Source organism: Paenibacillus sp. NFR01 (genome assembly GCF_900111565.1).
Lineage (GTDB): Bacteria > Bacillota > Bacilli > Paenibacillales > Paenibacillaceae > Paenibacillus_AQ.
Genome location: NZ_FOIK01000001.1, coordinates 2421134 through 2444432, shown reverse-complemented (window position 1 = coordinate 2444432; position 23299 = coordinate 2421134). Strand labels below are relative to the sequence as shown.

17 protein-coding genes are annotated in these 23299 nt (G+C 57.0%); 14 read left to right on the top strand and 3 right to left on the bottom strand.

Translation table 11 applies throughout. The annotated features are described in order from the left end of the window. Positions 1 to 46 precede the first annotated feature (46 nt). Positions 47 to 889 (bottom strand): helix-turn-helix transcriptional regulator, encoded by an 843-nt coding sequence (locus tag BMW84_RS11185; protein ID WP_091067777.1) that lies wholly within the window; start codon positions 887 to 889, stop codon positions 47 to 49. A 173-nt stretch (positions 890 to 1062) separates the two neighbouring features. Further along, a complete protein-coding gene (locus BMW84_RS11180; RefSeq protein WP_091067775.1) occupies positions 1063 to 2193 on the bottom strand; it encodes a glycoside hydrolase family 88 protein in 1131 nt (376 codons plus the stop codon). Positions 2194 to 2404: 211 nt separating this feature from the next. On the opposite strand from BMW84_RS11180, the gene BMW84_RS11175 reads away from it, so the two are divergent. The 6 genes from BMW84_RS11175 to BMW84_RS11150 all read left to right on the top strand — a co-directional run bounded on the left by BMW84_RS11175 (position 2405) and on the right by BMW84_RS11150 (position 10986). Continuing rightward, entirely contained in the window at positions 2405 to 3334 is a 930-nt protein-coding gene (locus BMW84_RS11175) for an ArsR/SmtB family transcription factor (protein WP_091068301.1), read from the top strand. Positions 3335 to 3532: 198 nt separating this feature from the next. Next, positions 3533 to 4924 (top strand): ABC transporter substrate-binding protein, encoded by a 1392-nt coding sequence (locus BMW84_RS11170; protein ID WP_254772922.1) that lies wholly within the window; start codon positions 3533 to 3535, stop codon positions 4922 to 4924. Positions 4925 to 5014: 90 nt separating this feature from the next. Beyond that, positions 5015 to 5905, top strand: a complete 891-nt coding sequence (locus tag BMW84_RS11165; protein ID WP_091067773.1) for a carbohydrate ABC transporter permease — start codon at positions 5015 to 5017, stop codon at positions 5903 to 5905. Further along, a complete protein-coding gene (locus tag BMW84_RS11160; protein ID WP_091067771.1) occupies positions 5905 to 6711 on the top strand; it encodes a carbohydrate ABC transporter permease in 807 nt (268 codons plus the stop codon). The genes BMW84_RS11165 and BMW84_RS11160 overlap by 1 nt, the downstream gene beginning before the upstream one ends. 40 nt (positions 6712 to 6751) lie before the next feature. Then, positions 6752 to 9196, top strand: a complete 2445-nt coding sequence (locus tag BMW84_RS11155; protein WP_175498740.1) for a family 43 glycosylhydrolase — start codon at positions 6752 to 6754, stop codon at positions 9194 to 9196. A gap of 29 nt (positions 9197 to 9225) precedes the next feature. Then, complete coding sequence (locus BMW84_RS11150; RefSeq protein WP_091067766.1) at positions 9226 to 10986, top strand: glycoside hydrolase family 2 protein; 1761 nt, start codon at positions 9226 to 9228, stop codon at positions 10984 to 10986. Positions 10987 to 12304: 1318 nt separating this feature from the next. Here BMW84_RS11150 and fabV read toward each other — a convergent pair. Then, positions 12305 to 13489: an enoyl-ACP reductase FabV gene (fabV, locus tag BMW84_RS11145; protein ID WP_091067763.1), complete on the bottom strand. Its 1185-nt coding sequence runs from the start codon at positions 13487 to 13489 to the stop codon at positions 12305 to 12307. Between the two features lie 188 nt (positions 13490 to 13677). Here fabV and BMW84_RS11140 point away from each other — a divergent pair, with 188 nt between their 5' ends. The 8 genes from BMW84_RS11140 (at position 13678) to BMW84_RS11105 (ending at position 23298) form a co-directional block, all read left to right on the top strand. Continuing rightward, on the top strand, positions 13678 to 14643 hold the full coding sequence (locus tag BMW84_RS11140; RefSeq protein WP_302848098.1) for an ornithine cyclodeaminase family protein: 966 nt from the start codon (positions 13678 to 13680) through the stop codon (positions 14641 to 14643). Between the two features lie 15 nt (positions 14644 to 14658). Further along, complete coding sequence (locus BMW84_RS11135) at positions 14659 to 15822, top strand: dipeptidase (protein WP_091067759.1); 1164 nt, start codon at positions 14659 to 14661, stop codon at positions 15820 to 15822. 12 nt (positions 15823 to 15834) lie between these two features. Next, the gene (locus tag BMW84_RS11130; RefSeq protein WP_091067756.1) at positions 15835 to 17964 is read left to right on the top strand and encodes a CocE/NonD family hydrolase; all 2130 of its coding nucleotides are present in this window, start codon (positions 15835 to 15837) and stop codon (positions 17962 to 17964) included. A gap of 52 nt (positions 17965 to 18016) precedes the next feature. After that, complete coding sequence (locus BMW84_RS11125) at positions 18017 to 18745, top strand: BofC C-terminal domain-containing protein (protein WP_091067752.1); 729 nt, start codon at positions 18017 to 18019, stop codon at positions 18743 to 18745. 241 nt (positions 18746 to 18986) lie between these two features. Beyond that, a complete protein-coding gene (ruvC, locus tag BMW84_RS11120; RefSeq protein WP_091067749.1) occupies positions 18987 to 19490 on the top strand; it encodes a crossover junction endodeoxyribonuclease RuvC in 504 nt (167 codons plus the stop codon). Beyond that, on the top strand, positions 19487 to 20110 hold the full coding sequence (ruvA, locus tag BMW84_RS11115; RefSeq protein WP_091067748.1) for a Holliday junction branch migration protein RuvA: 624 nt from the start codon (positions 19487 to 19489) through the stop codon (positions 20108 to 20110). The genes ruvC and ruvA overlap by 4 nt, the downstream gene beginning before the upstream one ends. Before the next feature lie 29 nt (positions 20111 to 20139). Further along, positions 20140 to 21147, top strand: a complete 1008-nt coding sequence (gene ruvB, locus BMW84_RS11110) for a Holliday junction branch migration DNA helicase RuvB (protein ID WP_091067745.1) — start codon at positions 20140 to 20142, stop codon at positions 21145 to 21147. Positions 21148 to 21198: 51 nt separating this feature from the next. Further along, a complete protein-coding gene (locus BMW84_RS11105) occupies positions 21199 to 23298 on the top strand; it encodes a SpoIID/LytB domain-containing protein (protein WP_091067742.1) in 2100 nt (699 codons plus the stop codon). Position 23299 lies beyond the last annotated feature (1 nt).

Sequence of the window (23299 nt, the reverse complement as noted above, 5' to 3'; positions counted from 1 at the left end):
TTCCAATGGATCCAAGGGCGATTGTTATGAAACGTGCCGACTGAAGTCAGCGGATGCTTTTCCGGTATTGCTCCGGTGAAATTCCTTTATGCTTTTTGAACATCTGGCTGAAGTAGGAAGGGGTATAGCCGCCCACTTCCGCCGCGATTTCCTGCACGGATCTGGTTGTATTGGCAAGCAGGATGCAGGCCTCCCTGATCCGCAGCTGCATCAGGTACTCGGACAACGTGATGCCGGAAAATTGCTTGAACACATGCGACACATGGTACGGCGACAGATGCAGGCTGCCGGCCAACGCGTCGAGACGAAAAGGCTTTTTGTAATGCGCATCCAGCCATTCGGTGATCCTCTGCATCTGCGATCCGCCAGGCGAATGCACCGGGTCCGGCTCATCCAGGAGGCCTGTCCCGTGTATTTGCAGCAGCCGAAGCAGCTGAAGCATCAGGAGCCCGTTATTTTCGGCTGCGACGGCGGCGGGATGGCCAGCATGATGGATGGAATTATTCAATTCCTCCAGCATGCCGGGAATCGGAGTGGCCTGCATATCATACAGCACCGGCTGCTGCAGATGGCCCTTCCACATCCTGCGGAAAAACGCATCCAAAGAAGGGAACACGGAAAGAAACCGCTCCAGAAATCCGGGATCAAAGGTCAGATTCGTCCGGACATAAGAACGGCCCGGGGCGGGTGGAATGGCCACACGATGCAGCTGATAGGGCTGAAACCAGACCAGCGTATGATCCCGGATCGGGTAGGTCCGGCTCTCGGCCATGATTTCTCCGCGGCCGCTGTAAATATACAGCAATTCGATTCCCCGGTGCGCATGGAAATAATGGGCTTCCTCGTCTTCATATTTATATTTGTACATCAAAAGATCGTTCCCGTTCATGAAACGCTCCTTTATCAACCGTTGTTAATTACAGTATATCCGGCACTGTGTCCATAATAAAAGCCTTCATTTGCCTATGCAAACCGGCAGGACTCCACGCGAGAGTGCCTGCCGGTCAGGGAGGAGATTGTATTGGCGCTGCAGCGCCGGCTTTTTCGTTCGTCCCAGCCGGCTTATCGCTCGTACCAATAACCGGGAACGGCTTTCTCCAGACGCATTAGCGCTTCGAGGAAAAAGTAGTCGCCCCAGATCATGAAGTCGTCTGGGGATGAGTTGCCCCGAACCGAATAGGAGCCATGCCGCAGAAACCCCTCTTCGGAGGGATGGCCTGCGGTAAAATAATACTTCAGCAAGGAGTCCATGCAATTATGCGCGGCTTCGGCCAGCGTGTTCCGTTCCGGGTCTCCTTCAGGCAAGTGCTCCAGCAGCTCCAGCAACCCGCATGCCATAATGGCGGAGGCCGAACTGTCGCGTGGAGCGGGGCTTTCCTGCGGGACATCGAAGTCCCAATACGCCACCAAGTCTTCGGGAAGATGCTCCAGAAAATAACGGGCCATTCGTTTCGAGGTATCCAGGTAACGGGGGTCCCGGAGATAACGGTAAGCCAAGGAAAAACCGTAGACACCCCAGGCCTGGCCCCGCGTCCAGGTGGAGCCGTCCCGATACCCTTGTCCGGTTCCGCCGCGAACGGCATCGCCGGTCTGTTGGTCGAAATAAAACGTATGGTAGGAGGAGTCGTCTCCCCTCACCAGAAAGCGGCGGCTTTTTTCGGCCTGAATGGCGGCGCATTCCGCATAACGGCGGTCGCCTGTCTGCTCCGTCGCCCAATAGAGCAACGGGAGGTTCATCAGGCAGTCGATAATGATCCGGCCGCCGTCGTTCGCGTCGCCTTCGGGTCCCCAGGCCTGAAACAGCTGCGGGCCGGAGCGCCAGCGCTTCATCAGGATGTCCGCTGCCTGCAGAGCAAGCCCGCGCGAGGCATCATCCCTGTCGACGATCCAGCGGGCCATGGCGGAAGGCGTATAAAGAAAGCCGACGTCATGATGGTCAAGCGACTGCTCCGCTTCCAGGCGCAGCCGGAACGATTGCGACGTCCGGACCGCTGCGGCATGGATGTCCGGATCGCCGCTGTATTCGTAGCTGAGCCATAAAATGCCGGACCAGAAGCCTTCCGTCCAGTTATCGTGTGCGGTCAAATGATATTTGCCGTCTCCCATGCTGACGATGGGGAATTTTTCGCCAAAACGTCCGATATTAAGGCGGGTGGTCGTCAAGATGTGCCCAATTGCCGTTTTCCAGTCCATAGTATCCTCCCGGTATCGCTGAATTGTGATTATATTCATTATAGGGCGGATAATCTGTTGATGGGTTGCGGCAATCCATCGTTCTATTGCGGTGTTGGGAAGCAAAGTGCGATTTGTTACAAAAAAGTTGATTAAATACATATATATTGATTTTATAGACCTGCGGAAGTAAAATCATTGTAATGATAGCAGGAAAAAGGGAGTGCTTCTGGTGCTGGAACTTAGTTTCGACGATCCGGACCGTCTGGTCACGGTGACCCATGCTTTATCAACACGCTCGCGCATCGATATTCTCAAGTTATTGATCACCAGAAACTTGAATATCGTGGAGATTGCCGAGATCCTGAAGCTTCCGGTTTCGACGGTGGCCAGCAATGTGAAGGTGCTGGAAGCCGCGAAGCTGATCAATACGGAGCTGCTGCCGGCGTCGCGCGGGGCGATGAAGGTCTGCAGCCGGAATTACGACGATATCCATATTGCGCTGAATATTAACCGGGCTATACCTAAAGGCAATGTGGAGGTTTATGAGGTGGAGGTGCCGATCGGCCATTACAGCGATTGCGAGGTCGTGCCCACCTGCGGCATGGCCAACGCCGACGGGATGATCATCCGCGAGGACGAGCCGGCAAGCTTTTACCATCCCAAGCATATCAGCGCCCAGATCATCTGGTTCCGCAAAGGGTTTCTGGAGTATTTGCTGCCGCTGGAGATTCCTGCGGGGGCGAAGATCGAATCGCTGGAATTGTCGATGGAAATCTGCTCCGAGGCGCCGAATTACGACAATAACTGGCCTTCCGACATTTCACTCTGGGTGAACGGCGTCGAGCTCGGCATGTGGACGAGCCCGGGGGATTTCGGGGACCGGCGGGGGAAGCTGAATCCGTCCTGGTGGTTGGACTGGTCGACCCAATACGGCCTCCTGAAGACCTGGCGGGTGGACAACGAAAGAACGACGCTTGATATGGAAAAGGTATCGGATGTGACGCTGGGCCAGTTGAACATCAATCAGAGCCCCAAGCTGCGCATGCGCATCGGCATCAAGCCGGATGCCGTTTATCAGGGCGGCGTGAACCTGTTCGGCCGGCAGTTCGGCGATTACGAACAAAATATCATCCTCAAAGTAAACTATACGCTTGATTAAAACAAATAGAACCTTTAATTGCAGATAGTCTGTAATTAAAGGTCTTTTTTTTTGCTTATAATTACAAAAAAGATGTATGAAAGCGTTGACAGTGTGCATATGCTGACTTATAATCAGGCTAAAGATACAATAATAGTGTAACAAAACAACATTATTGTTCCGTGTCTTTGCAAATTTATGTTTAAAGGGGAGAATTGCATGAAAAAGAGAAGTGCCGGCCTTACCTTTATGACCTTATTGCTATCATTCTCGATGGTGCTTGGCGCATGCGGAAACAACGGCAACAACAATGCAAACAGCGGGACGAACAACGGTGCGGGAAGCGGCGGCAATGCAGAAGCTACTGCTGCTCCGGCGGCCAATTCCGGAAGCGATTCCGCGGCAGCGCCGGACGACGGCAGCGGAGACCCGAAAGTGAACCTATCTTTCTGGACGCTGTTTGACGGCGGCGACGGCGCGAATATGCAAGCTTTGGTGGATGAGTTTAACAAGACCCATCCGAATATTCAAGTGAAAAATACGAAGCTCGTATGGGGCGAGTATTATACGAAGCTGATCACGGCCGTCGGCAACGGCAATGGCCCGGATGTCGGCATCTCCCACGCCTCGCGTCTTCCTGACCTGATCGACCAAGGCGTAGCTACCCCGCTCGACGATGCCGCTGCCGAGGCCGGCGTGGACTGGAACAGCTTCAACCAGAACCTGCTTGATGCCGATACGGTGGACGGTCAACATTATGCGGTTCCGATCGATACCCATGCCTTCATTATGTTCTATAACAAAAAACTGCTGAAAGACGCCGGACTGCTCAGCGACGACGGCAAGCCGGTCATGGAACAGTCGGCCGATGGCTTCCTGGCCTTCCTCAAAACGCTGAAGGAGAAACTGCCAAGCAAAGTCACTCCTTTTGCCCTCTCCAATGCCAATGACGACCCTTACCGGCTGTGGTGGTCCCTGTATTCGCAGCTCGGCGGCAACGATTTGATCTCTGACGATCTGAAATCGGCGGCCATCGACAAAGAAAAGGGCATCCAGGCTGCGGATTATATCCAAAAGCTGTATACCGAGGGTTACATCAAGAAAAACGATCCGGACTTCTATAAAAACTTCCAAAGCGGCACCGCTGCCATCATGATGACCGGCGTATGGGCAACCGGCACCTGGGAATCGACCAAAGGCTTGGACTTCGGCGCCATGCCGATTCCGAAGCTGTACGATCAGGAAGCGACATGGGGCGATTCGCACACGATCATTTTGCCGACAACCTCCAAAGAAGATCCGGCGAAACGCAAAGCCGCAATGATTTTTGCCAACTGGGTAGCCGACAACGGACAAATCTGGGCGAAAGCCGGCCATATTCCGTCCAAACCTTCGGTCATTGAAAAACAAGAATTCAAAGATATGCCGTACCGCAGCGATTATGCCGCTGTAGCCAGCTACGTTAAATTCAGCAAGCAATCCACCAAGACCTGGCAGATTCGCGACAACGCGTCCTTCAAATTCCTGAACGAGGTATGGGCGAACAAGATGACGCCGGCGCAGGCCATGGACAAAATGCAGGATGCCGTCCAAAAGATCCTGAACGAGTAGTCTAAAGCAACCTAAAACCAGCACAAAAAAGACTGGCAGGTCTCCGGCTGCATGCCGCGGGTCTGCCCGTCTATGAATGGGGAATCGCAAATGAAAACGAAAAAGCTCAGGGCGGATATTCAGGCGCTGCTCTTTCTCCTTCCCTTCTTGGCGGTGTACTGCCTATTTACCATTTGGCCTATGCTCAAAGGCGTGCAAATGACCTTTTTTAAGTGGACGCTGATCAAGAAAATGCACTACATCGGCTGGGATAATTACCGGCAGGTTCTGCATGACCGCGAGATGTGGTCCGCGCTGGGGCACTCGGCATTTTTCGTCATCCTGACCACGCCGACCATGCTGGTACTGGCCATTTTGCTGGCCTTGATCGCCAACCGCAGATCGTTTTTACAAAAATTTTACCGCAGCATCTTTTTCATTCCCAGCGTGCTTTCCGTTGCCGTGGCATCCTACCTCGGGTTGTTCGTGTTCCAGCCGTATACCGGTCTGGTCAATTCGGTGTTGCATTTGATCCATCTTCTTCCCGAAGGTACAGAAATCTTCTGGCTGACCGAAACGGGCCTGGCCTGGATCGCCATTACGCTCATTACGCTGTGGTGGACGGTCGGCTTCAACTTCATTCTCTATTTGTCGGCGATGCAGGAAATTCCGGACGAAATCTACGAGGCTGCCCGTTTGGACGGAGCAGGCGATTCGCAGATCTTCTGGAGAATTACTTTCCCGTATTTGACGCCGATTACCAAAACGATCACGATGCTGCAAATTATAGCTTCCTTTAAAGTGTTTATGCAGATCTACATTGTTACGGGCGGCGGTCCGCTGGATCAGACCCGGCCGATCATTCAACTGATTTATCAAACCGGCTTCAAGAAAAATAATCTCGGTTATGCCGCGACCATGTCTTACGTGCTGTTCATCGTGCTTCTGGTGCTGTCGATCCTGCAGTACTGGGTCAATAACCGGAAAGGAGCGGATAACTGATGAAATGGCTGTACCGCATATTTTCGGTATTTATGGCTTTTCTGTTTGCGGCCCCGCTGGTCTGGATGCTGGTGGTCTCGATCAAAGAGGAAGGCATGAAAATCATCACGGTTGCGGACTGGTTCAAGCCGCCGTTTTCGTTTGCGGTCTATAAAGAAGTGCTGATGGGCACGAAGCTGACGAACTGGATTGGCAACAGCATTCTCGTCGCCGTGATGGTTACGGTGCTGACGGTCATCATCGCCGCTATGGCCGGGTTCGCTTTATCGAAAATTCCGTTCCGTTACCGGGCGGTCATGTTCTTCTTCGTCCTGGCCGGCCTGCTGATTCCGGGAGAAGCCACGATCATCCCGCTGTATCAGGTGGCCAAGGATATGAGCCTGCTGAATTCGTACCGCGGACTCGTCATTCCTGCGCTGGCTTCGCCGGTGGCGGTCATCGTGCTGAAGAGCTTTTTTGACGGCATCCCCAATGATCTGATCGAAAGCGTGCAGATCGACGGAGGCGGCGTCTGGAAAATCTTCACGCGGATCATGCTGCCGCTGACCCGTCCGGCGCTGGCGTCCATGGCGATCCTGACGTTCATCGGCTCGTGGAACAACTTCCTTTGGCCGTTCCTGTCGATCACCGACGATAACCTGTTTACGCTGCCGATGGGGATTCCGACGCTCATGAGCCAATATTCGGAGGACTATGTTAAACCGATGGTGGTCAATGCCATCGCTTCAGTACCGATCATCATCTTGTTCGTCATTTTTGAGAAGCAGATCGTCAAAGGCATCAGCATGTCGGGCATTAAAGGATGACCGGTGGAATAAGAAAAGAATGCGCAGAGGAGTGCAAACCATGGGTCTAGGCAGGAAATGGTGGGCTGGGGTGCTGATTCTGGGTCTATCCTTAAGCGCCGCCGGCTGCGATTCGGCCGGTGAAGCAGTTCCGGACCCCGCGGAGCATACGTATGCCAACCCGATTACGCTGGCGGACGAATGGGGCGAATACGGGCTCGGGGATCCCTTTATTTTCTCGTTTAACGGCTACTACTACCTGTACGTCAGCACACGGGATACGGATACGGGGATCAAGGTATGGCGCTCGGAGGACCTGGCGAACTGGACCTATGAAGGATTGTGCACGGAGGAAGCGGTGACGGCGGCAGCTTATGCGCCGGAGGTGCGGTACTGGAACGGCAAGTTCTACATGTACACTTCGCCGGCGGGTCAAGGCCATTACGCGCTGACCAGCGACAGTCCTACCGGACCGTTTACGGTGGCGACGGATAACTTTGGCCGCACGATCGATGGATCGACGTTCGTCGACGATGACGGCAAATGGTATTTCTACTATGCAGGAAGCCAGGGAATCCAGGCGGCGCCGATGACCGATCCGCTGACCGTGGGGCCGGAAGAAGTACAGACGGGGGCCTATATGGGCGGCTGGACGGAAGGACCGACCGTGTTTAAGCGCGGCGGCAAGTATTACATGACGTATACCGGAAATCATGTGTTCAGCACCGGCTACCGCGTGGATGCGGCGGTCAGCGGACAGCCGCTGGAAGGATTCGCCGGCTTCGCCGGCAATCCCGTCCTGCTCCGTTCGGAAGGCGCGACAGTCGGTCTCGGGCATAATTCGATCGTTACGGGGCCGGATCTCGATGCCCAATACATGATCTACCACAATCTCGAAGGGCCGGGCGTGGTTGGGCCGCTGCGGCATATGAACATGGACCGGATCGTCTGGAACGGGGAGCGGTTCAGTGTCTGGGGACCGACCTCGGGGCCGCAGCCGGCACCGCAGTTGCCCGCATTCGCCGACCGTTTCGAGCGGGCGGAGCTTGGCGGCGATTGGAACAGCAGCGGCGGAGGTTCATGGACGGTCAGCGCAGAGCAAGGGCTGCAGGCGGACTCGCGCGGCGCGGAAGGCTCCGCGCTGCTGTTGACCAAAGCCGAAACAGGCGGCAGTTACACCGCCGAATTCCATGTGCAGGTGCAGGAGGGCAAAGCCGCCGGAGCGGTCTTCTCGTATAAGGACAAAAGCAATTACGGAATCGTGCTGCTGGATCGGGCGGCCGGGGAGATCAGAGCTGAAGTGTTCCGAAAGGGGAAGTCGGCGCAGTCCGTATCGGCTGTGCTGCCGGCAAATTTCGACCCCGGCCAGCTGCAAAATCTGCGGCTGGAAGTGAGCGGCAATATGGCGCGCGTTTATGCCGCAACGATGCATTTGCTAGATCTGAAGCTGGATGATGCCATCGGCGGCGGAAGCATCGGGTATGTCGCTGCGGATGCACAAGCGCGTTTCGGCTATGCGGCTATCAGCAACGAAGTCGATGGCAGCAGCGCCCGTGAAGCCTATGCTCCGCTCCCGGGTACCATCGATGCGGTGAACGTTGCGGCCACTGGGGAAAAAGGAGATAACGATGCGATCACAGCCAGCGAGGATGGAACGCAAGTACGGAAATTAAGCAAAGGCGCCGAATTAAGGTACCGGGTGAATGTGGAGGAAAGCGGAGCCTACAATCTTAACTTCCGACTCTCGCCGGGCGCTGACGGTGTCCGGTTCAGCCTTTGGGACGGAAAAACCCGGATCATGCCCGCCCTCACGGTGACCGCGGAGCCGGGAGCGCAGCCGTGGCAGATTGTGACCGCTCAGGATGTGAAGCTGGAGCAAGGATTTCACCAGTGGAAGCTGAAGGTGGAGCAGGGAGAAATGAAGCTGGACTCGCTGAAAGCGGCAGCCTATGCTCCGGTTGAACCGGAAACCGCCGAATTCGAGACGAAAAACGATTTCCGCTGGACGCGTTACGAAGGCGAATGGTCGTTCAAGGACGGCCAGCTGCGGTCATCGTCCGTAACGCCGGCCAAAATTCTGTTTGGCGATTACGGCTGGACGGATTATACGGTGGACGCGGATTTCACCGTGCCTGAAGCCAGCGGACAGACCGGCATCCTGGTCAGGGCCTCGGACCCGTCAAACGGGCTGGAGCTGAACCAGAACCGGGATGATTTTATCCGCGGCTACTACGTTTATTTGGATGATCAGGGGATTCACCTAGCTAAACTTAATTATGCCACGCAGCCGCTCGCGGATATCCCGTATGATCTGCCGCAGGCCGGAGAGATGATGCATCTCAAGGTTATGGCAGAAGGCGCCCGGATCACCGTGTATGCGGATGGCGGCAGTACGCCTGTCCTGGATTATACGGATCGCGGCGTTAGCCCGCTTTTGCAAGGAAAAACCGGATTCAAGTCTGCCGGGACCGCCGCGCGGTTCGAACGGATGACGGTTGAAAAGTAATTTTACAGAAAAGGATAGGTGCAGAATTTATGACAACGAAATCATACAAGAAACATTATCCAAGACCGCAATTCGTGCGCAATGACTGGCTAGATTTTAACGGGGAATGGGACTTCGCCTTCGACGACAAGGACGCCGGGGAAAGCGAAGAATGGTACCTCCATTTCCCTGAGGGACAAACCATCCTCGTTCCGTTTACGTATGAAACCAAAGCCAGCGGCATCGGCGAGGAGACCTTCCATCCGCAGGTCTGGTACCGCAAAAGGGTCTCTTTGCCCGCCGGGACCGATGGCAAACGAACGATCCTGCATTTTCAAGGCGTCGACTATCTGGCTAAACTGTGGGTGAACGGGCATTTTGTAGGCCAGCATGAAGGCGGTTATGCCGCATTTTCCTTCGATATTACGCCATATTTGCGTACGGGAGCCGAGAACCAGCTTGTGCTCAAGGTCGAAGACAGCCAAAGCTGCACGCAGCCGCGCGGCAAACAGCGCTGGGTCAACGATAATTTTGAATGCTTCTATGTTCAGTCCACCGGCATTTGGAAAAGCGTCTGGCTGGAGCATGTCCATGAAACGCGGATCGACGCGGTCAAAATGACCCCGGATGTCGACCGGCAAATGATCCGGTTCGATTTCCGTCTGCTCGGCGTGGAGCATAAAGAGAATCTCCGCCTGGAGTCCAGCATCTCGCTGCACGGGCAGCCGGTCAAACAGGTGAGCCTGTCCGCCGACAGAGCCTGGATTACGGTGGAGGTCGGGGTACTGCATGAAGCGGGCGGTCCGTGGAAGCAAAGCCTCTGGTCGCCGCAAAACCCGAACCTGTTCGACGTGGAGTTTGTGCTGTATGAAGGAAACGAAGCGGTGGACCGCGTGGAATCGTATTTCGGCATGCGGAAAATCTCCATCGAAAACGGCCAGATTCTGCTGAACAACGGTCCGCTGTATCAACGGCTGATTCTCGATCAGGGCTACTGGACCGAGAGCCATCTGACGGCCCCGTCCGAGGAAGCGCTCATTCAGGATATCGAGCTGATCACCGCGATGGGCTACAACGGCGTTCGCAAGCATATGAAGCTGGAGGATCCGCTGTTCCTCTACTGGTGCGACGTCAAGGGCGTGCTGGTCTGGTCGGAAATGGCCGCCACGTACGAGTTCAACGACCAGGCGGTGGAGCGGTTTACCCGGGAATGGCTGGAGGTCGTGCCGCAGCAATACAACCATCCGTGCATTATCACTTGGGTGCCGTTCAATGAATCCTGGGGCATTCCGACGATTGCCCATGATGTCCGCCAGCAGAAATTTACGGAATCCATCTATCATCTGACCAAAGCGATCGACCCGTACCGTCCGGTCGTTACGAATGACGGCTGGGAGCATACCGTGTCCGATATCCTGACCCTGCATGACTATGTGGAGGCGGGTGAAGAATTTCTCAAGCGGTACCAGGACAAGGACGCGATCGTTAACAATAAAATTTCCTTTAACCAGTGGAAATACGCTTTTGCGGAAGGCTATGCCTACAGAGGCCAGCCGGTGATCATCAGCGAATTCGGCGGCATCGCCTTCCAGAGCGAAAGCGGCTGGGGCTACGGCAACCAGGTCAAGTCGGAAGAAGACTTCATCGAACGGTTCCGGGCGATCACCCAAGCAATCCAGGCGGTTCCTTATATCTCCGGCTACTGCTATACGCAGGTGACGGATGTGCAGCAGGAAGTCAACGGGCTGCTGCAGGAAGACCGCACGCCGAAGGTTCCGCTGGATGTGATCAAGGCGATTAATTTGGGCTAAAGCCTGCACGTAACCTGCTGCTCTTGAAGCCGTCCATCGGAGTTTGACCCGCCCCGCCCTGTTAGCATGGGGCGGGTTTGCTTCGTTCAAGCCTAGCAAGAGGGCGGATCAAGGCAAGGCAAGTTAGGGCAGTCAGGTGAAAGCAGGCAGAGGAAGCAGGCGAGGGCGAGATGAAGCTAACCAGGGCAAGGTAGGCCAATAGGCAAGGCGATCGAGTAATGTGAGGCGGATCAAGGCGAGAAAAACCACATCAGATGAAGCATTTAGGAAAGATAGGGCAAGGCAAAGCAGACCTGGACAATATGGGCCAACACAGGAAAGGCGATAAGGTAGGGCGAGGCGGATCAAGGCGAGAAAGACCACATCAGATGAAGCATTAGGAAAGATAGGGCAAGGCAAAGCAGACCTGGGCAATATGGGCCAATACAGGAAAGGCGATAAGGTAGGGCGAGGAGGATTAAGGCGGATTATTGCGATGTGGTCTAGGCGGGCTGCCAGCCAAACTGCAAAACTAGTTAGGTAAAATAGGTTTTGTAGGTAAGGAGGACGGTGCAGGTAAGTTTGGTCAATGCAGGTAAGGTGGGTCAGCGCAGGTATGGTAGGTTAGCGCAAGTAGCAGACAGGTAACAGACAGGCAGGAGTTGGGCAGGCAACAGGTGGGGCGAGGCTATGCGTCTATCTTACGGACACAGGAGCCGTTATTTGGCGAAAATACGGCGAAATATTATTTTAACGGACCTGAGAGCCGCTATTTCCGGTTGGAAGCGTATACAAATTTGTTTTGACTTGCAATAACGGCCCTCATGTCCGTTAGATTGGGAAATAGGGTATTTCCCCATAAATAACGTCTCTCAGGTCCGTTATTAGGCCCTCTTGCCCGAATTTAACGCTCAGGTCGTATAGTGGGCGCTCAGGTCCGAACTGAACGCTCATGACCGATAGTGGCGCTCAAGTCCGAAATGGGTGTTTTACACCGAATTTGGTGCTCTGGTCGAAATTAGCGCTCACATTGTCCGATAGATTTGCCAAATGCCTGATTTTTCGCAATAAACGACCCCCATATCCAATTTTTGGCGCTTAAGTCCGATATACTATACTGCATTGCGCCTGCATTTCTAAAGGTATCATCTGCGTGTACTCCTCCCGATGCGACAACTGGCACAGTATCGGTCTCCAAGCGTGAAGGATTCCTCAATCGAAGATGAGGACGCCGCAAGCTATATTCGCCCTCACAAAAAAACAGGACAGCGATGCTCCCCTAACGGGAGGTTGCTGTCCTGTTCCTTTTACGCTTATGCGGCGTATTTTTCGCGGGTAATTACACCAGATGTTTGATATCCACGGCCGGATCGGTGTCTGCTTCATAGTCGACGCCTGCGGTCTGGAATCCGAACAGGTTGAAGAAGTCTTCGCGGTAGCCGACCAGATCGGCCAGCTCGTCGATGGTATCCGTCTCGATGGCCGCCCAGCGCTTCATGACTTCCTCCTGTACATCCTCGCGCATTTCCCAATCGTCGATGCGGATCAGATGGCCTTCATCTGCACCTTTCTCCGAGTAGAGATGTTCGCTGAACAAGCGATACATTTGCTCAATCGTGTTCTCATGCAGGTCTTTGTCCTTCATGACGCGGTACAACGCGGAGATGTACAGGGGCACAACCGGAATGGCCGAGCTGGACTGGGTCACCAGCGCTTTGTTGACCGACACGTAAGCGTGTCCGCCGCTGGCTTGCAGTTTTTCGTTCAGGGCGATGGCGGTCTTCTCCAGGTCGATTTTAGCCTGGCCGATCGTTCCTTCCTTATAGATCGGATGGGTCACTTCCGGTCCGATGTAGGAGTACGCGACAGTGATCGCGCCGTCAGCCAGCACGCCGGCTGCGCTCAGCTGGTCGATCCACATGCCCCAGTCTTCGCCGCCCATGACGGCGATCGTTTGACGGACTTCGTCGTCGGTAGCCGGTTCGATGGTCGTTTGCGTTACTTCGCCGGTGTGGAAGTTGACCGTTTTGTTGGAATAAGCTTCGCCTACCGGCTTGATGACGGAGGAGAAGGTTTCGCCGGTCACCGGATGGGTGCGGCGCGGGGAAGCTACGCTGTATACGACCAGATCCACCTGTCCGTATTCGGCTTTAATCAGCTCGATCGTCTTGGATTTGATCTCGTCAGAGAAGGCATCGCCGACGATGCTGTGCGATTTCAAGCCCTGCTCTTCGGCAGCGCGCTCTAGGGCGGCGGAGTTGTACCAGCCCGCGGATGCGGTGCGGGCGCCTTCGGCCGGCTTGTCAAAAAAGACGCCGATCGTATTTGCGCCGGCGCCGAATGCCGCGGTAATCCGCGAGGCCAGGCCGTAGCCGGTCGATGCGCCGACAACGAGAACGTTGACCGGACCGCTCAGTTTCTTTTGCGCTTGTATGTAGTCAATTTGCTGCCGGACTTGCTGGGCGCATCCTTCAGGATGAGCCGTTGTGCAAATAAAGCCGCGGGTTTTTGGCTGAATGATCATCAGGGGGATCTCCTTTATCGTTGATTTAACTTTTTTGCTATATAAGAGTATAACAAATGATGGGACAGAAAGATAAGCTTGATTATCGGTTAACGCCAAGATTTCTCAAATTGCGGATATTTACGGTATGATAGAAACGGAGCTTACAGGGTATTCCACAGAGAACGGAGGGCAAGCAGTTGAGGATTGTGAATCGAAAAGAAGTGGAAAACATCTTGAGCATGGAGGCATGCATCGGCGTGATGGAGGCTGTCCTGTCCGAGCTGGCCCGGGGCGAAGCCGTGCAGACGCTCAGACAGGTATTGCCGCTTGCAGGCGGCAATCTGATGGGCCTAATGCCGGGGTATCTGGCAGGAACCAAGGTAGCCGGAGCGAAGCAAATTACGATTTTTCCGCGGAATCATGAACGCGGGCTGCCCTCCCATCAGGGGGGCGTCACGCTGTTCGATGCCGAGACGGGTACCCTGACGGGAATCGTGAACGGACAGGCCATTACCGCCATCCGCACAGCGGCAGTCAGCGCCGTAGCCACGAAGATTCTGGCGCTGCCGGATGCCCGGCGATTGGCGATCCTGGGTACAGGCGAACAGGCGGCAAGCCATCTGGAGGCCATGCTGCTCGTGCGGGACATCCGGCAGGTGCACGTCTGGAGCCGGAATACGGAGAAAGCGCGGCATTTTGCTGCAGAGATGAGCGCCAAATGGAACGTTGAGATCCATGCGGCCGAGACCGTAGAGGAAGCGGTGCGGGAAGCGGATATCATCTGCACGGTGACGGCGGCAACGGAGCCGGTGCTGCGCGGGGAATGGGTGCAGCCGGGCGCCCATATCAACGCGGTCGGTGCCTGCCGTCCGGGCGACCGTGAGCTGGATACGGCGCTGGTCAAGCAGGCGCGGCTGTATGTCGACCGGCTGGAGTCCGCGATGAACGAAGCAGGCGATTACCTGCTCCCGTTGAAAGAGGGAGCCATTACGCCGGGACATATCGTCGGGGAACTCGGCGGCCTGCTGCTGCGCTGTGTGGAGGGCCGGGGCTTCGGCGAAGAGATTACGCTTTTCAAAAGCCTCGGTTTGGCCATCGAAGATCTGGCAGCGGCGGAGTATATTTACCGCAGGGCGGAAGAATTACATATCGGCATTGAAGTCGAATTCTAGAGGAGGCAACGGGCTGTGGCACAACATCGGGAAGGCCTGTATCCCTTCGGGCTAAGCGAAGCGCAGGAAGCAAGAGCGCTCCGGCTGCATGAAAAGAATATCAACATCGATTTATTGTTTCAGGGGCCGCTGTCGCCTTCGGCGATCCCCGCGGAAATCTCGGAGCGAATCCAGGCGGAATGCGAGCCGTACAAAGACGAGCCGATGGCGTACAGCGCCATGCCGGCCAAGCGGATCCTAAAGCTGGTGGCGGAAGGGCAAATTCCGGCTTACCGGGAGGAATGGTATGCTTCGGGGATTACCGCCGGCAACCGGGAGCTGCATCTGAACGATGAGGAAAGCATCATTACCAGCATGGGCGAAGTGCAGAGGCAGTTCGACGGCGCCGAATGGCTGATCAAGGCGCTGACCGCGGAAGACATCCGGCGGGCCAAACGGGAAGGCAAAAAGGCGGGGATCGTCACCGCCCAGGAGACGGACGGCATCGGCCGCAACCTGGAGCTGCTGGATGCGCTGCATGCCTTTGGCTTGCGGATTCTCCAACTGACCTACAACAACCAGAACCTCGTCGGCTCCGGCTGCGCCGAGCAGGCGAACGGCGGGTTGTCCAATTACGGCCGGCGATTCGTTGAGCGGCTGAACAAGCTTGGCGTAATCGTCGATACCGGCCATTGCGGCAAGCAGACGACGCTGGATGCCTGCGCGCTGTCGCAGGCGCCGGTCATCGCTTCCCATACCGGAGCGGAGGCGGTTTATCCGCATATGCGCTGCAAAAGCGACGAGGAAATCCGGGCTATCGCCGCAACGGGTGGCGTCATCGGCGTATTTGCCATGCCGTGGTTCGTGCATCATGACCCGCAGCACACGACGCTGGATCATGTGCTGGACCATATCGATTATATGGTCCAGTTGGTCGGGTCCGACCATGTCGGGATCGGCACGGACTGGCCGATGAGCGATACGCTATGGTCGCTGATCTACTTCAAGGAGCATGTCGCGCCGAAGCTCGGTTTCGCCAAAGGGGACGGTCCGTCGAGCGAGACGGTGGCGGGGCTGGAGCGGTACGGCCATTTTATCAATTTTACAAGAGGGTTGGTGGCGCGCGGGTATTCGGACGGCGATATTGCCCGGATCATGGGCGGCAACTGGCTGGGGGTCTTTGAACAAATTTGCGGATAGGGGAACAGGCAGATGACATCATATTTAACAGATACGGTTTTCCGGTTCTATTGCTCGGGCATTGATTATGGAAAAATCCGCTTTACCGCTGACCGCAAGGTTATGCACGCCAAGGTGGAATTGCGCCGCCGGACCCAGCTGCAGGAGAATGCGCTGGCTGCAGGCGCAGGTTATGTCCTGCCGCTGGAGGCCATCGCCCGCAATCTATCCGCATACGAGCAGGCGCAGTGGACAGGGGATAAGGTAACACTAAGCAGCGGTGAGTGCTATGAACGGCATATCGCCTATGAAGCGGAAATTGCCGGAGCGCCGAAGCGCTCCCAGGTATGGGCGCTGCGCGGCGCAACCGCGCTGGATATCGTTACGTTGGACGGCGAGGTGATCGCCTTCCTGACGCCAAACCGGTATGGCATCGAGCTGATCGTCAAAGACGGGTATGAGAAGCTGACGCCGCTTACCGTGTATGACGAACCGCTCCTCTCGAAGCCGGAGTATGGCGTTAATGATCTCGGCACGTATCTCGTTCCGATGCGCGATGGCGTGCGGCTCGCCACGGATGTTTATTTGCCCGAAGGCGTCCAGCCCGGCACGAAGCTGCCGACGATCCTGGTTCGGACCTGTTACGACCGGAACGGCAAAAAGCCGAATTTCATCCGATGGGCCAATAAGGGCTATGCCGTCGTCAACCAGGATGTCCGGGGCCGCGCCGACTCCGAGGGCGTGCTTGTTCCTTTTTATCATGAGCGTGAGGACGGCTACGATACGATCGACTGGATTATTCAGCAGGACTGGTCCGACGGCAATGTCGGCATGTGGGGGGCGTCTTATCTCGGTTATGTCGTGGTTGCCGCCGCGACCAGCGGGCATCCGAACCTGAAGGCGGTGGTCAACGAGGTGAACGTCGGCTCGCCGTTCGTGGATACCGCGCGCAAGGGCGGAACATTATGCTCCTGGCCGCTGCTGTCCTGGACGCTTGCCCAATCGGTAGGCACCCGAACCGACTTCGACATCTTCGGCGGCATTACGGTCGATCCGGTCAAAGCGGTCGAAGCCCGCCCGATCAAGGATATTCCGCAGCAGATGATCGGCAAACCCTCCGGACCGTGGGCGCTGTGGAGCGAGCATCCGGAGTACGACGATTTCTGGCGCAACTGCACGTTCAGCGAGCGCGGAGACCAGGTGAACGTACCGATGTACGTCATTTCCGGCTGGTATGACGGCGACAGTCCGGGCGTTTCCGAGACATGGCGGATGCTTACCGAGCATGATGTGCCGAATCGAAAAATCCGCCTTGGGGCCTGGGAGCACGGGCCGAACCGGGCCAGGGATCTGCTGTCCGAAAGCTTCGGCAACGATGCGGTCGTCTACGATTACGACGTGTCGGTGCTGCGCTGGTTCGACCGTTTCCTGAAGGGGATCGCGAACGGGATCGACGAGGAACCGCGGGCCGAATATTACGTGGTCGGCGAAAACCGCTGGCGGACCTCGGAGGATTGGACGCCTGCGGAAGCGGCGGTCACGCCGTTTTATCTTGGCGGGGCCGGCCGGGCCAATTCCGCGCTGGGCGACGGGCGGCTTACGGCTGCACCGGTTGCGGATTCTCCGGCGGATACCTTCATCTATAATCCAGCCGATCCGGTCTGCGACAGCGGCGAACGAGAGCCGGAGAACATGCGGAAACATGAGCTGCGCGGCGATATTCTAGTCTATACCAGCGAGCCGCTGGAGGAGAAGCTCACGGTGGCCGGGGAGTTGTCGGCGGTGCTATATGCGGCAAGCTCCGCCGTCGATACCGACTGGGCAGTAACGCTTAGCGACGTGCATCCCGGCGGCGACTCCATCCGCCTGTCCAACTACATCGTCCGCGCAAAATACCGGAAAGGATATGACCAGCCGGAGCTGCTCGTTCCGGGGCAAGTGGAGCGCTACGATATTTTTATGCAAAACATTGCCCACTGCTTTGCCGAGGGCCATCGCATCCGCTTCACGGTCACCTCATCGAGCAAAATGGTCTCGTTCCCCAACACCAATACGGGGAATAACCCGTACGAGGAAGAAGAAAGCATCGTTGCGGTGCAGACGATCTGGCATAACGAAACATACCCGAGCCATATCAACCTTCCGGTCATTCCGAACGCATAAAACCTTCCACTGCAGGCCACAATAGCAAAAAAAGCAGAATGAAGGGATTAACGTGAATGCTTTTCGTTTGAAAAAACAATTGTGGCGGCGGTGGAGACGGTGGAAAAAAGCACTGTGGGCAGGCGCAGCCTGCCTGCTTCTGACAGTGCTGGCCTGGCGCAGCATGCAAGTGCCGCAGGAGCTCAGCGGCCTGCTCAAGGGATCGGCCTGGAACCTGCCCGAATCCCTCGACAGCCTGCCGGCGGTGGCGGCACTGCCTGACGGCAGCGGAGGCGCGGATGACGCGGCGGCGCTGGCCGCGCGGGCGCAATTGCTCAAGACGGTCCGGCAGGAGGGGCTCAGCCGCAGAGTTCATTTGAAGACGACCTATGTCACCGGTGAGGAAGTGCAGACGCTGCAAGGCCTCAAAACAGCCGCCGAGCAGCAGCGGCTTATCGCCGGGCATCCGGACTGGACCGGCCGGATCGATGCCGATGGCAGCCTCTGGCTCGAACGCGAGGTCAACGATCTGTCTCCGCTGACGAAGAAAGACGCTTGCTTCGGCATCGATGCCCACGGCAACCTGACCTTGTTCAAGGGGCCGCCCGGGGAGGATCAGGTGCTCCGCACCTTTTTCCAAATGGACATGGGGTCGATGAAATCGTCGCTTCCGGAGGAAATCTTGAAGCAGCTGCATGAAGGCATCCGCGTGCAGGACATCGAGGAGTATAACAGCGTCCTGTCCACGTTCAGCGACTACGCGCGCGATTCGGCGGAAGCGGCTGTGCAGGATAAACAATAATGAGGTTCGGCGGCAAGGTTGAAAGAAGGACAGAGCAGGAATGATCCCGTTAGCGGGGGTTCCTGCTCTTTTTGCGTTTACGGACTTTTCGGCGGTTTTGTTCCTGCTCACATGAGGGCATTTTGTTGTGCCCCCCTAGTGATTTTTTTGCTATAATGGGAAGAAGGAATACATATGTTCGCTTTCAGCGGGACATAGCAGGAATCAGGCGGGAAGACGCCTGCTGAAGGGGAGAGGGCTTTTGCGCATTTTGGGAATTGACCCGGGGCTGGCGATCGTCGGCTTCGGTTTTGTGGATAAGCAGGGAAATAAATTAACGCCGGTGCAGTACGGCAGCATCCAGACCGAAGCGCATACGCCGGAGGCGGAGCGACTGATGCATGTGTATGACGGGATCGTACAGCTGATCGACCGCTACGAGCCGGAAGAGATTGCGCTGGAGAAGCTGTTCTTCAGCCGCAACGTGACGACGGCGCTGCCGGTCGCCCAGGCCCGCGGGGTGGTCGTGCTCGCCGCCGTGCAGCGCGGCCTGCGGATCTCGGAGTATACGCCGATTCAGGTCAAGCAGGCGGTAGTCGGCTACGGCAAGGCGGAGAAGAAACAGGTGCAGGAAATGGTCAAGCTGCTGCTCAAGCTGTCGGCAGTGCCGAAGCCGGACGATGTGGCGGATGCGCTCGCAGTGGCGGTCTGCCATGCCCATTCGGTCAGCCTTAATTCCAAATTAAACGAGGTATTGCGAAAATGATCGATTTCTTGAGAGGACCGGTTGTCCATCTGGAGCCGGAATATGTTGTTGTTGACGTGAACGGGGTAGGCTACCGCGTCTTTTGCCCGAATCCGTATGCATTTGCCAAAAGCGAAGGGCCGGTCACGATTTATATCCATTATCAGACGCGCGAGGATGCGACCCATCTGTTCGGATTCGTCACCCGCGAGGAGCAGCGCCTGTTCCGCAAGCTGATCGAGGTATCCGGCATTGGGCCGCGCGTCGCGCTCGGCATTCTTACCGGCGGCACGCCGGACCAGCTGATCTCGGCGATTTATCAGGAGAATATCACGTTCCTGACGAAGCTCCCGGGCATTGGCAAAAAAACGGCGCAGCGCATGATTCTCGATCTGCGCGACAAGCTGGACGGTCTCGGCTTCGCCGCGGCGATGCAGACCGGACTGTTTGCGGTTCCGGAAGAGGAGAAAAGAGGCGAAGGCCTGGCCTGGCAGGAAGCCAGAGACGGCCTCAAGGCGCTCGGCTATACGGAAGCGGAGCTGGATAAGGTATGGCTGACGATGAAGAAAGAGGGCACGGACACCGGTCCGGTGGACGTGCTGATGAAGAAGGCGCTGGGCCTTTTGTATGTGGCGAAATAAAGCCTTCGGGGAATTGGGAGTGAACAAACATGGATGAGCGGATCATCTCGGCAAATCTGATGATGGACGAGCAGGCGGCGGAGCTGAGCCTCCGTCCGCGTTATCTTGCAGAATATATCGGACAAAACCAGGTGAAGGAGAACCTGAAGGTCTATATCGAAGCGGCCAAAATGCGCAGCGAAGCGCTGGATCACGTGCTTCTGTACGGTCCGCCGGGGCTAGGGAAAACGACGCTGGCGAATATTATCGCCAACGAGCTTGGCGTCAACCTTCGGACCACCTCCGGTCCGGCCATTGAACGGCCGGGCGATCTTGCCGCGCTGCTGACCAATCTGCAGGAAGGCGACGTGCTTTTTATCGACGAAATCCACCGGCTGCACCGTACGGTGGAGGAGGTCATGTATCCGGCGATGGAGGATTCCGCGCTGGATATCATGATCGGCAAGGGACCGAGCGCGCGCTCGGTCCGGCTTGACCTGCCGCCGTTCACGCTGATCGGCGCCACGACGCGGGCCGGGCTGCTGTCCGCTCCGCTGCGCGACCGCTTCGGGGTTGTCAGCCGGCTGGAGTATTACCGTGTCGAGGAACTTAGCTTCATCGTATCCCGCAATGCCGAGCTGCTTGGCATCGAAATTCTGGGCGATGCGGCGGAAGCGATCGCCCTGCGTTCGCGCGGAACGCCGCGGATCGCCAATCGCCTGCTGAAGCGGGTGCGCGATTTCGCGCAGGTGCGCGGCGACGGCATCATTACGCCCGGGCTGGCCGAGGAAGCGCTGAAGCGGCTGCAGGTGGACCCGCGCGGCCTGGATAGCATCGACCACAAAATGCTTCAATCGATGATTACGGTATTCCGCGGAGGTCCGGTCGGGCTCGATACGATTGCTGCGACCATCGGCGAAGAAAGCCAGACGATCGAGGATGTGTACGAGCCGTATTTGCTGCAGATCGGCTTTCTGCAGCGGACGCCGCGCGGCCGGGTGGCCACGCCGGCGGCTTACGCCCACTTGGGGCTGCCGCTGCCGCCGGCGCGCGAATAGGTTACCGCAACCGAACTCATAATCCAACTTACGATCAGGAGGAACATGGGCATGAAGCAAGCGAAATGGACAGTAACTGGGTGGGGGCGCCTTGGCCGCGGGCTGCTGGCTGCGGCCCTGCTGACGGGAAGCCTGCTCGTTCCTTATGGACAATCCCGCGCCGACTCGGCGGCGACGATCCGTGTTGCACTGTACGCCGATATCGGCAGCAAATATAAATCGACGACGCCGCAGGTGACGCTGCAATCGGCGGCGCCATTTAATCTGGCGGCGGTTCAGGGCGGCACGGCGCTTGCCGCGGTTCCCGCCGGTGACCGCATCCGGGTCAGCCTGGACGGCTACAAGGTCAAGGTGATGGACAGCCCGACCTGGCAGGCGGCGGCCGACGCTGCAAAGAAACTGAACGCCACCGCGGACAAGCCGCAGCTGTTTGTCGCTTCGCGCGGCGGAAGCAGCGTGTACCAGCTGTATACCGGTCCGTATGCGAGCGAAAGCGCGGCGAAGGACGGACTGGCCCGCGTGCTTAAAGCGGGCCTAACCCTGCCGGCGGAGCAGACGCCGGCGGTGAGAGGCGTCAAACACCTGGCCGCCGGGCCGTTTGCCAGCGCGCAGGAAGCCTCTGCCGCGCTTGGCGCCATTACGGCGGCCGGCTTCGACGCCTGGAAGGTCATGGCCGCCGGCGCGGACGGCAGCGCGGTGACCCAAATATGGGTCGGCGACGCCGCCAGCGACAGCGAGCTCGCCGCTCTGCAGACGGCAGCCGCCGCGGCGCTGCCGCAGTATGCCTTCGCTCCGGTCGCTGCCGGCACGGCCGGGCTGATACTCCGCACCGATGCCGGGATGGACTGGACCAGCGAGGGTCAGGCTTTCCACTACAGCGTATCGGGTACGGGGGCCAAGTTCTTCGCTTCCGGCAACGCTGCAGGCATTAAGATGGAAGAACGATCCAAACGGACGTACCGCGGCGATCTGGAACTTAGCAGTTTGAATGGTTCCTTGTCGGTCGTAAATATCGTGCCGCTGGAACAATATTTATATTCGGTAGTCGGGGGAGAAGTATCCTCAAGCTGGCCGGAAGCGGCGTTGAAAGCACAGGCGGTTGCCGCCCGCAGTTATGCACTGGCCCAAGGCAACCGGTTTGATATCGCGAGCGTCGTCGACACCACGCTCAGCCAGGTTTATAACGGCATCGGCACCGAAGCCCCGTCCATCACGAAGGCGGTCGACGCGACCGCCGGCGAAGTGCTGCTCAGCGGCGGCAAAGTGGTTGAAGCCGTCTTCTCCGCCAATGCCGGCGGCGTAACGGCCGATCCAACCGAAGTATGGAACGGCGGGGGGACTACGTTCGTAAGCGTGGACAGCTCCGGAGATGCCGCAGCTGCAGCGACCAAGAAATGGTATTACCTGCAGTTATCCGGCGGCGCTTCCGGCTATGCCAGAGAGGATAATATCAAATTGACCGGCGCCAAAAATTCGGGAGGGCTGGCGCTTGCCATTGCCACGACCTCGGACGTGAACGTCCGTCCGCTGCCGATTATCGACAATTCGGCGTCTCCGGTCGGCAAGCTCAATACGGGTGAACAGGCTGTGGTGCTGGATACGGTATTCGAATCCGGCAGCTACAGCTGGATTAAAGGTCCCTATTCTTCCGCCGATCTGCTGAAGAGCCTGTCCGGCAAAGTATCGGGCACGCTGCCTTCGAACATTGCCACGCTGCAAATCACCCAGCGCGGCCCGTCTGGACGGCCTACGCAAATCAAGGCCAACGGAGAGATTTTACAGGTAAAATATCCGGATTTGTTCCGTTCCGCCTTCGGCGGCCTGCCTAGCACCTTGTTTGATATTGTGCCGGCCGGCAGTTATACTGTACTAGGCGCGGGAGGCACTACCGCATCTGTGGGCAGCGCCCAACCGGCCGCCGTCCTGTCCGCTGCGGGCAAAGTATCCGCTTCGGCAAGCGGAACCGTGGTCATGGGGGCAGATTCCGCCAGAGCTGTAACCGGCGCGGCCGGGTTCTATTTCATCGGCTGGGGGAACGGCCACGGCCTCGGATTATCGCAATGGGGCGCCAAAGGCATGGCGGATCAGGGGTATGATTACAAGCAGATTTTGCAACACTATTTTAATAACGTTACTATAAGTAAGGAATGAA